Origin of the sequence: Aestuariivirga sp., from assembly GCF_047602625.1 — a bacterium.
Classification (GTDB): domain Bacteria; phylum Pseudomonadota; class Alphaproteobacteria; order Rhizobiales; family Aestuariivirgaceae; genus Aestuariivirga.
The window spans coordinates 746272-759302 of the sequence record NZ_JASGGV010000002.1; the positions used below are offsets into that span (position 1 = coordinate 746272).

General features: G+C 60.0%; 8 protein-coding genes, 1 pseudogene and 4 riboswitches. Of the genes and pseudogenes, 7 read left to right on the top strand and 2 right to left on the bottom strand.

The window, feature by feature from the left end; all coding sequences use genetic code 11:
- Positions 1 to 3 precede the first annotated feature (3 nt).
- Positions 4 to 543, top strand: a complete 540-nt coding sequence (locus QM694_RS08635) for a hypothetical protein (protein WP_415006532.1) — start codon at positions 4 to 6, stop codon at positions 541 to 543.
- 9 nt (positions 544 to 552) lie between these two features.
- Positions 553 to 1371: pseudogene (locus tag QM694_RS08640) on the top strand (cobalamin-binding protein).
- Here the strand turns inward: QM694_RS08640 and QM694_RS08645 are convergent.
- The gene (locus tag QM694_RS08645; RefSeq protein WP_415006533.1) at positions 1341 to 2423 is read right to left on the bottom strand and encodes a DUF6925 family protein; all 1083 of its coding nucleotides are present in this window, start codon (positions 2421 to 2423) and stop codon (positions 1341 to 1343) included. The pseudogene QM694_RS08640 and the gene QM694_RS08645 sit on opposite strands and share 31 nt — an antisense overlap.
- 101 nt (positions 2424 to 2524) lie before the next feature.
- Positions 2525 to 2723: riboswitch (cobalamin riboswitch) on the bottom strand.
- 133 nt (positions 2724 to 2856) lie between these two features.
- Positions 2857 to 3067: riboswitch (cobalamin riboswitch) on the top strand.
- Positions 3068 to 3182: 115 nt separating this feature from the next.
- Here QM694_RS08645 and QM694_RS08650 point away from each other — a divergent pair.
- The 4 genes from QM694_RS08650 to QM694_RS08665 are packed head-to-tail and all read left to right on the top strand — an operon-like array spanning position 3183 to position 7071.
- The gene (locus tag QM694_RS08650; RefSeq protein WP_415006534.1) at positions 3183 to 4430 is read left to right on the top strand and encodes an aromatic ring-hydroxylating oxygenase subunit alpha; all 1248 of its coding nucleotides are present in this window, start codon (positions 3183 to 3185) and stop codon (positions 4428 to 4430) included.
- 7 nt (positions 4431 to 4437) lie between these two features.
- Entirely contained in the window at positions 4438 to 5529 is a 1092-nt protein-coding gene (locus tag QM694_RS08655; protein ID WP_415006535.1) for a 2Fe-2S iron-sulfur cluster-binding protein, read from the top strand.
- On the top strand, positions 5526 to 5798 hold the full coding sequence (locus QM694_RS08660) for a hypothetical protein (RefSeq protein ID WP_415006536.1): 273 nt from the start codon (positions 5526 to 5528) through the stop codon (positions 5796 to 5798). The genes QM694_RS08655 and QM694_RS08660 overlap by 4 nt, the downstream gene beginning before the upstream one ends.
- Before the next feature lie 19 nt (positions 5799 to 5817).
- Complete coding sequence (locus tag QM694_RS08665; protein ID WP_415006537.1) at positions 5818 to 7071, top strand: aromatic ring-hydroxylating oxygenase subunit alpha; 1254 nt, start codon at positions 5818 to 5820, stop codon at positions 7069 to 7071.
- 38 nt (positions 7072 to 7109) lie between these two features.
- Here QM694_RS08665 and metE read toward each other — a convergent pair whose 3' ends face one another.
- Positions 7110 to 9461 (bottom strand): 5-methyltetrahydropteroyltriglutamate--homocysteine S-methyltransferase, encoded by a 2352-nt coding sequence (gene metE / locus QM694_RS08670; protein ID WP_415006538.1) that lies wholly within the window; start codon positions 9459 to 9461, stop codon positions 7110 to 7112.
- A 100-nt stretch (positions 9462 to 9561) separates the two neighbouring features.
- Positions 9562 to 9762: riboswitch (cobalamin riboswitch) on the bottom strand.
- A gap of 101 nt (positions 9763 to 9863) precedes the next feature.
- A riboswitch (cobalamin riboswitch) is annotated at positions 9864 to 10057 on the top strand.
- A gap of 113 nt (positions 10058 to 10170) precedes the next feature.
- On the opposite strand from metE, the gene QM694_RS08675 reads away from it, so the two are divergent.
- A complete protein-coding gene (locus QM694_RS08675; RefSeq protein WP_415006539.1) occupies positions 10171 to 13023 on the top strand; it encodes a ribonucleoside-diphosphate reductase subunit alpha in 2853 nt (950 codons plus the stop codon).
- The last annotated feature ends 8 nt before the right edge of the window (positions 13024 to 13031 follow it).

A 13031-nucleotide genomic window follows, 5' to 3' on the forward strand; every position in this document is an offset into this window, starting at 1 on the left:
TCTATGGGTAATTCCGCTACATCCGCGCGATGGGTCTGGATCGCGCTCCTGATTCCGGCCAGCCTCGTGTTCAGCTTGGCCTTCGCCTGCGCCACGCCCTTTGCGGCCTTCGCTGCACTGGCAGCAACGTATTTCCGGCGGGCAGAAGGCGCCGTGCTCGTGCTGGGCGTTTGGCTGATCAATCAAGCCGTCGGATTTGGGCTGCTCGGCTATCCGATGGCTTGGGACAGTTTCGGTTGGGGAGCGGCAATCGGCATCGCGGCACTGGCGGGCTATGGTGCGGCAAAGACATTCTTTCTGAGCAAAACCATGATTGTCATCCGCTGGCTGGCGCCCTTCGCCGCAGCCTTTGTGACTTATGAGTTGGTGCTGTTTGCAGCGGCTTTTGCTTTGCCGAGTGGAAGCGACGCATTTTCCATTCAGACAGTGAGCCGGATACTGATTGTGAATGCCGTTGCCTACGTGGGCCTGCTTGCTGCCCAGCACCTCGCGATGAACTTTGGCGGCATATTGGCGCCTCGTCCGCAGATCACCACGCGGTGACAGCACGGCATGTTCCCGCCTGAGCGCATTGTCTGCCTCACGGAAGAAACTGTCGAAACGCTTTATCTTCTCGGCCAGCAGGATCGCATCGTTGGAATTTCGGGATATACCGTAAGGCCGCCCGAGGCGAGGCGCGAAAAGCCACGCGTTTCGGCCTTCACCTCCGCCGACACGGAGAAAATCCTCAAGCTGAAGCCGGATCTCGTGCTGGCCTTTTCCGACTTGCAGGCAGAGATTGCGGCGGATCTGATCCGGCGCGGCATTGCGGTGCATATTTTCAATCAGCGCAGCATTTCCGGGATCATGGACATGATCGCGGCGTTGGGTGCGTTCACTGGCACGCCTGGCCAGGCACAACGGCTGATTGACAGCTATCTCCGTGCGCTGGACGATACTGCAGCCCGGGCACCGCTGCATCGCCCGAAGGTCTATTTCGAAGAGTGAGACGATCCGATGATCAGCGGCATTGGCTGGGTCTCGGAGTTGATCGCAATCGCGGGTGGCATCGACGTGTTCGCCCACAAGGCGATTTGTCAATCCGCCACAGACAGGATTGTGACACTGGGTGATGTGATTGCAGCAGCCCCCGATATCATCATCGCATCATGGTGTGGCAAGAAGTTCCGGCCAGAGAAGTTGAAAGCGCGTCCGGGATTTGAGAATCTGCCTGCTCTCCGGACAAACGCGATCCATGAGGTGAAATCCCCGTTGATCCTTCAGCCGGGTCCGGCGGCCCTTACTGACGGCCTCGCGGTACTTGTCCACATCATTCACGGCTGGAGCAGCATGCATTTATTTCAACCCGCCTGTTCGGCCTCCTCCGGCTGATCCGTGCTGTGAGCGCCAGCGGTCGCCTCCCATTCCGCCAGCCGCGCGAGTGCCTGAACATCGTTCTTTCGCTCGAATTTCCAGCGAAGCTGCCGCAGCAACACCCGGCATGCCATCCGTGCGTGCCGTCCCCCGCTGAACGCTGAAGCGCTCGGTGGCGTGCCATCTTCGATCCTGGCTCTCAGATGCGCCTTGGCTTCGGCAAGCCCCTCGATGCCGAATGCAGCGAGATTGGATTGAAACGCTGTTTCCGCGTCCTCATCCAGCATGTCTTTTTCATCGCTCCCGGAAAAAGGGAGGGGTGGGTGCAGATAGCCGCATGGCGTAAGTCCCGGAGGAATGGGAGCCGTCGCTGCATGGGTTCGCCCGCTGCGCAGCAGTTTCGGCAGCAGATGCGTATGTGGTCCCTCTGGGGAGACGCCGCCGGTTTCCGGTCCGCCAATCTTCTGGAACACCTCGATGCGTCCGATATTGGTGACGACGACGCGATGAGGATGGCGGCTTAGCACCTCTCCGATGGCCGGATTTGCAGGATCGAAAATCGATAGGCCTTCATGTGCGCAGAGGATGTCGATCAATTCGCCATCATCGGTGCGGATGCAGAAATCAGCCTGCGGCAATCCCAGCCCGAGGTCGAAGAGAAGACCGCCGCGGTGTTTGGTCAGCACCGCGTCCTCGTCGCTGCCAAGTTCGGTCAACACCGTCCGGGCGCTGCGGCATGCCGCGTCACGCTCCTGACAGAGAGCGATGGTGTGGGTCCAGCGGCGGGGATTGGACGACAGCCCTTCATAGGCAACGGGTGTCAACATGTTCAAACTGGCCGTATTGAAGGCGATCGCCCCGCGCGGTGTTGCGACACCCAGCTCCCCGGCAGTTTCAGGCAACGCATCGCCTTCGACAAAGTGAAATTCGGCGATTGCACCGAACGATCCCATGCTCCAGCCTGATCGCCGATCAGCCAATGCCTCCTGCAAGAGCATATAATTCTCCAGTGCAATGGGTGACGGCGGAAAGCCATCCGCTGCTGCCTTCAGTGCCGCTACTTGCCGCATATATCCTCACATCCCCGCGCGTCCCCGCACAGGCTTCATTGAGGCTACGGTGAGAGAGCGGAGGCGTTCATTGAATGCCAGTCGCTTCGCCGCCCACCGCAGCGCGTTCCATCCTGCAAGGCTGGTTTCCGGGCTTGTGAGCTGCCCTTTTCGGGCCGCTGCGGCGCCTTCCCAAAGCAAAAAGCCCGGTGGCACATGCCGCAGTTCAGAACTCACTGACCGTTGCGGGGGCAGCGCTGGATTTGAACCAGCTTCCCAATTCTCCGCCTTATCGGCGGCACCCTGCGCGTTCATCATTAACACAACGTCCCTCGCGGGAGGTGAGAAAAAGCGACACTCACGGCAACGGCGCGGACATCAGCGGCCCCATTTCGCCGGTCGTGTTTCAACGGTGCGATGTCGCAAACATCCGGCAAGATTTGCGGAGAGAGTGCATTTTAGAAACATTCAAGGTGCCGTCCGCACAAAAACCAGCGGACGGATAATTGGGAAGCCGGTCGAAAACCGGCACTGCCCCCGCAACGGTAGCGGAGCTTGAATTCCGGCCAGCGACCACTGGATCCACAGATCTGGGAAGGTGCCGGAATGGTCCTGAAAGGGACGGCTTCGAAGTCCGGAAACCAGCCCTGAATGATGGACTCGGCTGATCGCGGCGGGCGGTCAAGAGGTGTATCGCCGGCTTGATAGACGAGCCGCCGCGTTTGCCCTCCTCTCCCGCTTCCAGCTGATCCTGATGCGATGACATTGCGAGGATTGGACATGGACACGCGCGCGAAAATGCTGAAGCTCATCCGGAACCGCAAAAGCGGCTTTTCGCTTGAGCAACCCTTCTATCTCGACCCTGATTTCTTCAAGCTCGATCTCGAATTGATCTGGTATCGCGACTGGCTCTTTGCCGGGCATGATTGCGAACTGCCGAAGCCCGGCAGTTACATGACAGTGCAGGTCGCGGACTATGCCGTCATCATCCTGCGAGACAAGCAAGGCAACATCCGCGCCTTCCATAATTCCTGCCGCCATCGCGGCAGCCGTGTCTGCGCCGCTGAAAAAGGCACCTCCGCCCGGCTGGTTTGTCCCTACCATCAATGGACCTATGACCTCGACGGCAAACTCCTGTTCGCGCGCCAGATGGCGGAGGGCTTTGACAAGAGCAGCTTTGGGCTCAAGCCCGTCGCCTGCGAAAGCGTTGCCGGTTACATCTTCATTTGCCTCGCTGACCATCCCGCTGATTTCGCGCCATTCCGCGCCATGATGGAGCCTTATTTCGCGCCGCACCGCATGACGGAAGCGAAAGTCGCCTATGAAAGCACCATCATCGAGAAGGGTAACTGGAAGCTGGTGTGGGAGAACAACCGCGAGTGCTACCACTGCGCCGGAAACCATCCCGAACTCTGCATAACCTTCCCGGAAAAGCCCGTTGTGACCGGTGTGGATCAGGTGGGTGATGACGCGGAAATGCAGGATCACTGGAAGAAGTGCGAAGCCGCAGGATTGCCTTCCGCCTTCCGCATCGACGAGGCCGGCCAATTCCGCGTGACACGCACGCCGCTCCTTCCAGGCATGTCGAGCTATACGATATCGGGGCAACCGGCTGTGAAGCGCGGCCTGTCAGACGTTGTGATAACGCCCGAGATCGGCTCGCTGCTTCTCTATCACTATCCGACAATCTGGAACCATGTGCTGGGCGATCATGCGGTCACTTTCCGCGTGTTTCCCATCAGCGCCACCGAAACGGCGGTCACCACCAAATGGCTAGTGCACAAGGATGCGGTCGAGGGGGTCGATTACGATCTGCAGGAGCTCATCCATGTGTGGACGGAGACAAACGACCAGGACCGCCGCATCGTGGAAGAAAATGCGCGCGGCATTCACTCGCCAGCCTATGAGCCCGGCCCCTATTCTGCTGTGCATGAAGATGGCGTGATCCAGTTTGTCGACTGGTATGCCGGCTTCATCGAGCCGCGCCTGGCGGGCGGTGCCACAACCTCCCTGAAAAGCGTCGCCTGAGGACGTGATGAACACAATGGCCCGGGCGGATGCGTTTCAGCCCTTCGATGCAACAGCCCATTGGGACGCGGCAACGCAGCGTCTCGTAGTGACGGGCATCATGGATGAAGCGCCGGATGTAAAGACATTTACTTTCCGCCCGGAACGGCCGGGATGGTTCCGCTATCTGCCGGGTCAGTTCATCACGCTGGAACTTCCCGTCCCGGGAGAACCCCTGATGCGGACCTATACGCTATCGTCTTCGCCTTCTCGCCCGCACGCCATTTCAGTCACTGTTAAGGCACAGAAGGATAGCCTCGGCACGCGCTGGATGTTCAACAATCTGAAGCCTGGAAGCCATCTGCGTGCCTATGGGCCGGCTGGCGACTTCACCCATCACCGCCATATCGCATCCAGATACCTCTTCATCTCGGCAGGTTCTGGCATCACACCAATGATGTCGATGCTGCGCTGGATGGCCGACTGCGAACCAAATGCTGATGTCATGTTCCTGAACTGCGCGCGGCGGCCAGACGAGCTGATCTTCCGGCGTGAACTGGAATTTCTGGCCTCGCGCATGCCAGGGCTCTCGCTGGGGCTTCTGGTTGAAGAGCGGCCACCGCTCCATGGCTGGGCGGGTGCTTCAGGCCGTATCGATTCGGCGCGGCTCACCATGCTGGCCCCCGATTTCCGGGGCCGTGAAGTCTTCTGCTGCGGTCCTGATCCCTTCATGTCGTCCGTGCGGACCATTCTGGAGCAGAACGGCTTCGCCATGGCGCATTACCATCAGGAGAGCTTTGGCACAGCCCCGAAACAGGAAGAGCCTGCCGCCGCGGTGCCGTCCATACAGCCGGACGTCAGCCACACCATCCGCTTCCTCAAATCCGGCATCGAAGCGCAATGCGCGCCGGGCAAGACCATTCTGGAAACTGCAAGGAAGGCTCGTGTGCGCATTCCCGCCGCCTGCGAGGCAGGCCTGTGCGGCACCTGCAAGATCACCAAACGCTCGGGCGATGTGCTGATGGATCACAACGGCGGCATTCTCGATGACGAGATTGCCGAAGGCTTCATCCTCGCCTGCTGCTCCAAACCGCAATCTGATCTGGAGATCGACGCATGACCAATTCTGTTCCCCATCTTATCCTCGAAGTCCGCCCTGCTCTTGAAGAAGTGGATCAGGCAAAATCGGAACTGCCGCGCCCGGAAGATGTGCTCGCCCAATGGCTGTTGGCGCTGCCGCCCGAAGCCGATGTCGAGAGCGCCGCCCGCGCGCAGATCGCCATGATCGACAGGAAAGACGTGCAGCATCCCGATGTGGAGGTGCTGCGCACGCTCCTCTGCGCCATGGCGGGAGAACAGGCCCGGCCTGTCCGCCAGGGCAATCTCTAGAGATTCACGGACAAACACCATGACAAAGCTTCACGCCGGAACCGCGCTGGCCCATGACCTGTCAGCCACGACCCAGCCGCTGGATGCAATCGATGCGTTGATTGCACAGCAGCGCCCGGGTTTCGCACTAACGAGGCCATTCTATACCGCGCCGGACATTTTCACGCGTGACATGGAGCGCGTGTTCCGCCGCCACTGGCATTGCCTCACGCATGAAAGTGCGGTCCCGAATGCAGGCGATTTCGAACTCTTCAAACTGGGTGACGAGCAGATTATCCTCACACGCGGCGCCGATGGAAATCTTCATGCTCTTTTGAACGTGTGCCGCCATCGTGGTGCGGAAGTCTGCACACGGCAGAAAGGCAACGCGAAGGCGTTTGTTTGCCCCTATCACGCATGGACCTATGGCAATGATGGCGCCCTCCGGGCCGCGCGCCTGATGCCCAAGGAATTTGACCGCTCTCTCTATGGCCTGAAACAGGTAAAGCTACGCATGTCCGCTGGCCTCGTTTTCGTGAGTTTCGCGGATACGCCGCTCGATTTCGATCCGGTGGACCGTGCGCTGCAGGCAAGCTGCGGCCAATATGGCTGGGGCAATGCCAAGATCGCGCACCGCGAGACCTATGCGATCGACGCCAACTGGAAACTCGCTGTCGAGAACTATGTCGAGTGCTATCACTGCGGGCCGGCGCATCCCGAATATTCGCAGACCCATGCGCTGGAGCAGCCGCTCCACATGATCGAGGAACTCAACCAGTCCATGGAAGCGCGCACCTGCGCGCTTGGCATTGAGGTTGGAAGCGGTGACCGCTGGCAAACGTCGGAGAACGGCCAGGAGGCCATCCACGTGTTCCGTTATGCGCTTTATGAGGGCGTGCGGACCGGCAGCCAGGATGGCTCACCTGTCGCGCCGCTGATGGGCCGTTTCACCGATTATGATGGCGGCGTCACGTCCGTTCATCTCGGCGGCACCAGCTTCCTCGTGTGCTACCCTGATCACGGCATGGTCTACCGCTTCATCCCCAAAACGGCCGATAGCTGCGAAATGGAGTTGCTGTGGCTGGTCAAGGGCGATGCCGTCGAAGGCCGGGATTATGATCTCGAATGCCTGACCTGGCTCTGGCGCGTGACAACCGATGAAGACAAGAAAATTATCGAGCACACCTCACGCGGTGTCCGCTCGCATTTCTACGAACCCGGCCCCATCGCGCCGATGGAGCAGAACGAGCTTCGCTACATCAATTGGTATCTCGCCGAGCTCGCGCGCCCCTGAAGAATGAACTGCCGGCATGTTTGCCGGCAGTTTCCACATCACGCCCTGCGGCGCACCGGTGATTGACGGAGCTGCCGCGCGGCAGCCACCATATTCACAAGCGCCGGGCGCACCTCTTCCCATCTCCGGGTCTTGAGACCGCAATCCGGGTTGATCCAGATCTGGCTGTCAGACAGGTGCTGCTGCGCCAGCTTCACCAGTTCGACGATCTGCGCAACGTCAGGAACACGCGGTGAGTGGATGTCATAGACACCCGGCCCGATTTCATTGGGATAGCTGTTGTCCTCGAAGACATCGAGAAGCTCCATCCGCGAGCGCGACGTTTCAATGGAGATCACATCGGCATCCATGGCCGTGATCGCCTCGAAGATATCGTTAAACTCGGAATAGCACATATGGGTGTGAATCTGGGTTTGATCCGTGACCGGCGAAGACGCCAGCCGGAAGCACTCGACCGCCCAGTCCAGATAGACTTTCCAGTCAGACCTGCGCAGCGGCAGGCCCTCGCGCAGAGCCGCCTCGTCAATCTGGATCATGGCAGCACCTGCCTTTTCCAGATCGCCAACTTCGTCCCGGATCGCCAGGGCGATCTGGCGGCAGACATCCGCGCGCGGAATGTCGTCCCGCACGAAAGACCAGTTGAGGATGGTCACCGGCCCCGTCAGCATGCCTTTCATGGGCTTGGCCGTCAGCGACTGCGCATAGGCCCAGGTCGAAACCGTCATCGGATGGGGCCGCGATACGTCCCCATAAATGATCGGCGGCCTCACGCAGCGGGAGCCATAGCTTTGCACCCATCCATTGTGGGTGAAGGCGAAACCCGCCAGCTGTTCGCCAAAATACTGCACCATGTCATTGCGCTCGAACTCGCCATGCACAAGCACATCGAGGCCAATCTCCTCTTGCCACCGCACGGCATCCGCTGTCTGCTGGCGCAGGAACGCCTCATAGGCTTCTTTCGTCATTTCGCCCTTTGCCAAGGCGGCGCGCGCCTTGCGCACATCGGCGGTCTGCGGAAAGGAACCAATCGTGGTGGTGGGAAACAGTGGCAAATCAAATCGCTTGTGCTGGGCTTTCTGACGGTCGGCAAAGCTATTGGCGCGCGCCGCCATCCATGGCGTGACACCCCGCAGGCGCTCCGCCACGTTTGTGTCATGCACTTTGGTGGAAGCCTTCCGTGCCGCGATGGCGGCAGAGGATTGCGCGACCAGCTTTTCCGAAAATCTGCTTCCACCGGACAGCGCATCGGCCAGCGCCACAAGTTCATCCATCTTCTGCGCCGCGAAAGCGAGCCAGGGCTTTACCTCCGGATCGAGTGCCGTTTCGAGGTCAAGATCGACCGGCACATGGAGAAGCGAGCATGATGGCGCAAGTTCGATCTGCGCGCGCGGCCAATCCCCAAGGTCACCGGTCAGGCGATCACAAATGGCCTTCAGATCGGCCCGCCAGACGTTCCGGCCATCAATCACGCCAACAGAGAGAACAAGGTCTTTGCGCGCCTTCGTGACCACGTCCCTGAGCTGTTCCGGAGCGCGCACGAGATCGAGGTGAAGGCCCGCCACAGGAAGCGACAGCGCCGTCTCCAGATTGTCGCCAAGACCGCCAAAATAACTGGCCAGCATCATTTGCAATCCCGGAGCCGCTTTCGCGAGTTCAGCATAGGCAGTGCGGAATGCCGCCTTTTCAAGCGGCGAAAGGTCGAGCGCCAATGCGGGCTCATCGATCTGCACCCAGTCGGCGCCGGCGGATTTGAGCCGCGATAGCAGTTCGGCATAAACCGGCAACAGCTTTGGCAGGAGCGAAAGCGTGTCGGTGTAAACCCGGTGGGGCTTGCCGAGCTTGAGAAAGGTAACAGGCCCAAGGATGACGGGCCGCGTGTGAATGCCAAGTGCCTTGGCTTCAAGAAACTCCTCCACCGGTTTCAGCGAGGCGAGTGAGAAGGACTGCTCCCCGGAAAATTCCGGCACCATGTAGTGATAGTTGGTGTCGAACCACTTGGTCATCTCAAGAGCCGGGAGGCCGTTACCTTCCTCATGGGAATGACCGCAGCCAGACCGCGCCGTCCCTTGCGTGCCGCGCGCCATGGCGAAATAGGTATCGAGCGGCACCGTTCCACCACCAGTCCAGGCATAGGTTTCAGGAATCGCTCCCACCATCACGGCGGTGTCGAGCACATGATCGTAGAGCGAGAAGGTGTTGGATGGAATCTTCGTGATCCCCCGGGCCTGCTGGTCCTTCCAGGCCGCCGCGCGCAGGGCCTTGGCGCTATCCTGCAATTGCGCTTCGGCCGTCTTGCCGCTCCAGAAGGATTCGAGCGCGGTCTTCAACTCGCGGTGCGGGCCGATGCGCGGCACGCCAAGCGTTGCTGTCGGAATTTTCGGTGAAGTCATGACATACCCCAAATGTTGGGGGCATGGTGCGAGCGGACGCCTGCAATACCCAGCCGCGGGACACGGCCGGTTGCCGCGCCACACCGGGACACCCCGCCCGTGGACGTGTTGTTGCCATGGCAGGTCTCCTGGCTCGCGGGTCATCGCCTTGTCCGCCTTCCCGGAGATGAACCCTCCAGTGGCATGGGTGGACGCGGCTTTCCGCTGACAGTTGCGGGGGCAGCGCCGGTCTTTCACCGGCTTCCCTCTTTGGTTTCAGCGCGCCTTGCGGTGTCTGAAAACCATGGCCCGACTCTTTTGCGGCAAGCGTCCGCCGCTGTCAATATCTATATAACGAAATCTATATGTGATTATGTTTTTGATATTTCATCACGCCAATTGACGGTGTCATAATCCTTCCATACTTTATCTAGTAGTCACGGTCTCTCGAATCGCAAGATTTGGAGATAATAGGGAATCCGGATCAAATGCCGGAGCTGCCCCCGCAACTGTGAGCGGCAAGTCTCCCCAGAAAAACCACTGAAGGAAACTTCGGGAAGGTTGGGAAAGACAGCGACCCGCGAGCCAGGAGACCTGCCGTGACAGGAAGTGAATCGTCCTCGGGCGGGGTGTCCCGGTGGTCTGCTTGGTTGCCGGGTCTTCAGCCTTCGCGCTGACCTCCTCCATGCGTCCGCTTGGCCTTTGCCCTCAACATCTGGGGTTGGAGCCAATGTCCTTGCTGATCGAAACCGGCCGTGCGGAAAGCATAGCCACACCGTCCTCCTTGCACGCTGAGGAGCGCATCCCGGCAGAACCGCTCTACCAGGTGATCCGCCGCAACGGGTTAGTCACGCCGTTCGATCCAGCCAAGATTGCCATTGCGCTCACCAAGGCCTTTCTCGCTGTCGAAGGCGGCACCGCCGCCGCCTCACGCCGCATTCATGACATCGTGGCCGATCTCACTCAGCAGGTGGTGACGAGTCTCAAGCGGCGGAGTGACACCGGCCGCACCTTCCATATCGAGGATATCCAGGATCAGGTGGAACTGGCGCTGATGCGCGGCGAGCACCACAAGGTGGCGCGCGCCTATGTGCTCTATCGCGAAGCCCGCGCCAGGGAACGGAGCGAAACGCGCACAGCCGCGCCCGCTAAGCCCGAATTGTACATGACGCAATCCGATGGGACGCGCGTGCCGCTCGATGTCGCGCGCCTCGAAAGGCTTGTGCACGAAGCTGTTCATGGACTGGAAGGCGTTTCCGCCGTGGCCGTGCTCGAAGAGTCCAGGCGCAACCTCTATGATGGAATCTCGGTGGACGAACTGGCGCAGACGCCGATCCTCGCCGCGCGCACCCTGATTGAGACCGAACCCAACTATGCGAAAGTCAGCGCCCGCCTGCTGCTCGACAAGCTGCGCGCCGAAGCCCTCACCCATCTCGCAGGACACGGCGCGCAAGCCACGCACGGCGAAATGGCTGACCTCTATGCAGACTATTTCCGAAACTATCTCAAAGCAGGCATTGCGGCGGAATTGATCGATCCGGAGCTCGGCCGCTTCGACATCACCCGGATTTCCGCTGCCCTGCTGCCGGACCGCGACTTGCAATTCGATTATCTCGGCTTGCAGACGCTTTACGACCGCTACTTCTTGCAGGAGCGGGGCACGCGGTTTGAACTGCCGCAAGCCTTCTTCATGCGCGTGGCTATGGGCCTTGCCCTCCGCGAAGTGGACCGCGAGGCGCGCGCCATCGAATTCTACAACCTGCTCTCGTCTTTCGATTTCATGGCTTCAACGCCGACGCTGTTCAATTCGGGAACGCTGCGCCCGCAGCTGTCTTCTTGCTTTCTCACCAGCGTGCCAGACGATCTGGACGGCATCTTCAAATCGGTGCGCGACAATGCCCTGCTGGCCAAATACTCAGGCGGCCTCGGCAATGACTGGACGCGGGTGCGCGGCCTCGGCGCTCACATCAAAGGCACCAACGGCGAAAGCCAGGGCGTGGTGCCTTTCCTGAAAGTCGCCAATGACACGGCCATCGCGGTGAACCAAGGCGGCAAGCGCAAGGGAGCGGTGTGCGCCTATCTCGAAACATGGCACATCGACATCGAGGAGTTCCTCGATCTCCGCAAGAACACGGGAGACGACCGCCGCCGCACCCATGACATGAACACCGCCAACTGGATTCCCGATCTTTTCATGGAGCGGGTGGAGGCAAACGGTGCATGGACGCTCTTCTCCCCGGATGAAACGCCTGATCTTCACGATCTCTATGGCCGCGCCTTCAAGATCGCCTACGAAGCCTACGAACAGAAAGCCGCTCGCGGCGAGATGAAAGTGTTCCGCAGCGTGCGGGCTCTCGATCTCTGGCGCCGCATGCTGACCATGCTGTTCGAAACCGGCCATCCGTGGATCACCTTCAAGGATCCCTGCAACATCCGCTCGCCGCAGCGGCACATGGGTGTGGTGCATTCATCGAATCTCTGCACCGAAATCACGCTGAACACCTCCGATGATGAGGTGGCCGTTTGCAATCTCGGTTCCGTCAATCTCGCCGCCCATGTAACGGCTGACGGCCTGGACCGCGCCCATCTGGCCCGCACCGTCAAGACGGCGATGCGCATGCTCGACAATGTAATCGACATCAATTTCTACACGATCCCGGAGGCAAGGCGCTCCAATTTCCAGCACCGTCCAGTGGGGCTGGGAATCATGGGCTTTCAGGATGCGCTGCATGCGCAGCGGATAGCCTATGCTTCAGACGGCGCCGTGCGCTTTGCCGACGAAAGCATGGAGGCCGTTAGCTTCGAGGCGATTTCCGCATCGAGCGATCTCGCGATCGAACGCGGGAGTTATCCGAGCTTCAAGGGCTCACTGTGGTCAAAAGGCGTTCTCCCGGCGGATAGCATTAAGTTGCTCTCCGAAGAACGCAGCGGTGCGGACTTCGAGCAGTCCGTCACGCTTGACTGGGAAAGCCTCCGACAGCGCGTTACAAAGCACGGCATGCGCAATTCCAACTGCATGGCGATTGCCCCCACGGCGACCATCTCCAACATCTGCGGCGTGTCGCAATCCGTGGAGCCTGCCTATCAGAACCTCTACGTCAAATCGAACATGTCGGGAGATTTCACCGTTCTCAACGCCGCGCTGGTCCGAGACCTCAAGGATCGCCGCCTGTGGGACGAGGTGATGATCTCCGATCTCAAATATTTCGACGGCAGCGTTGGCTCGATCGACCGCGTGCCTGATGATCTCAAGGCGCTCTACGCCACAGCCTTCGAAATCGAGCCACGCTGGCTGATCGAAGCGGCGGCACGGCGGCAGAAATGGATCGACCAGTCGCAATCGCTCAATCTCTATGTCGCCAATCCGTCCGGCCGCAAGCTCGATGAAACCTACAGGCTGGCGTGGAAACTTGGCCTCAAGACCACCTACTATCTCCGTGCCCGTTCCGCCACGCATGTGGAAAAATCCACGCTCATCGGCACCGATGGCAAGCTGAACGCCGTTCCAGTGTCGGGAGAGAGTGCCGACTCCTGGGGCAAGGCCTGCGCCATCAATGACCCCACCTGCGAAGCCTGCCAGTAACAGAAGAT

Coding starts and splice junctions, on each gene's coding strand:
- QM694_RS08660 (WP_415006536.1), top strand. CDS start 5,526: ATGACCAATTCTGTTCCCCATCTTATCCTCGAAGTCCGCCCTGCTCTT.
- QM694_RS08635 (WP_415006532.1), top strand. CDS start 4: ATGGGTAATTCCGCTACATCCGCGCGATGGGTCTGGATCGCGCTCCTG.
- QM694_RS08655 (WP_415006535.1), top strand. CDS start 4,438: ATGAACACAATGGCCCGGGCGGATGCGTTTCAGCCCTTCGATGCAACA.
- QM694_RS08645 (WP_415006533.1), bottom strand. CDS start 2,423: ATGCGGCAAGTAGCGGCACTGAAGGCAGCAGCGGATGGCTTTCCGCCG.
- QM694_RS08650 (WP_415006534.1), top strand. CDS start 3,183: ATGGACACGCGCGCGAAAATGCTGAAGCTCATCCGGAACCGCAAAAGC.
- QM694_RS08665 (WP_415006537.1), top strand. CDS start 5,818: ATGACAAAGCTTCACGCCGGAACCGCGCTGGCCCATGACCTGTCAGCC.
- QM694_RS08675 (WP_415006539.1), top strand. CDS start 10,171: ATGTCCTTGCTGATCGAAACCGGCCGTGCGGAAAGCATAGCCACACCG.
- metE (WP_415006538.1), bottom strand. CDS start 9,461: ATGACTTCACCGAAAATTCCGACAGCAACGCTTGGCGTGCCGCGCATC.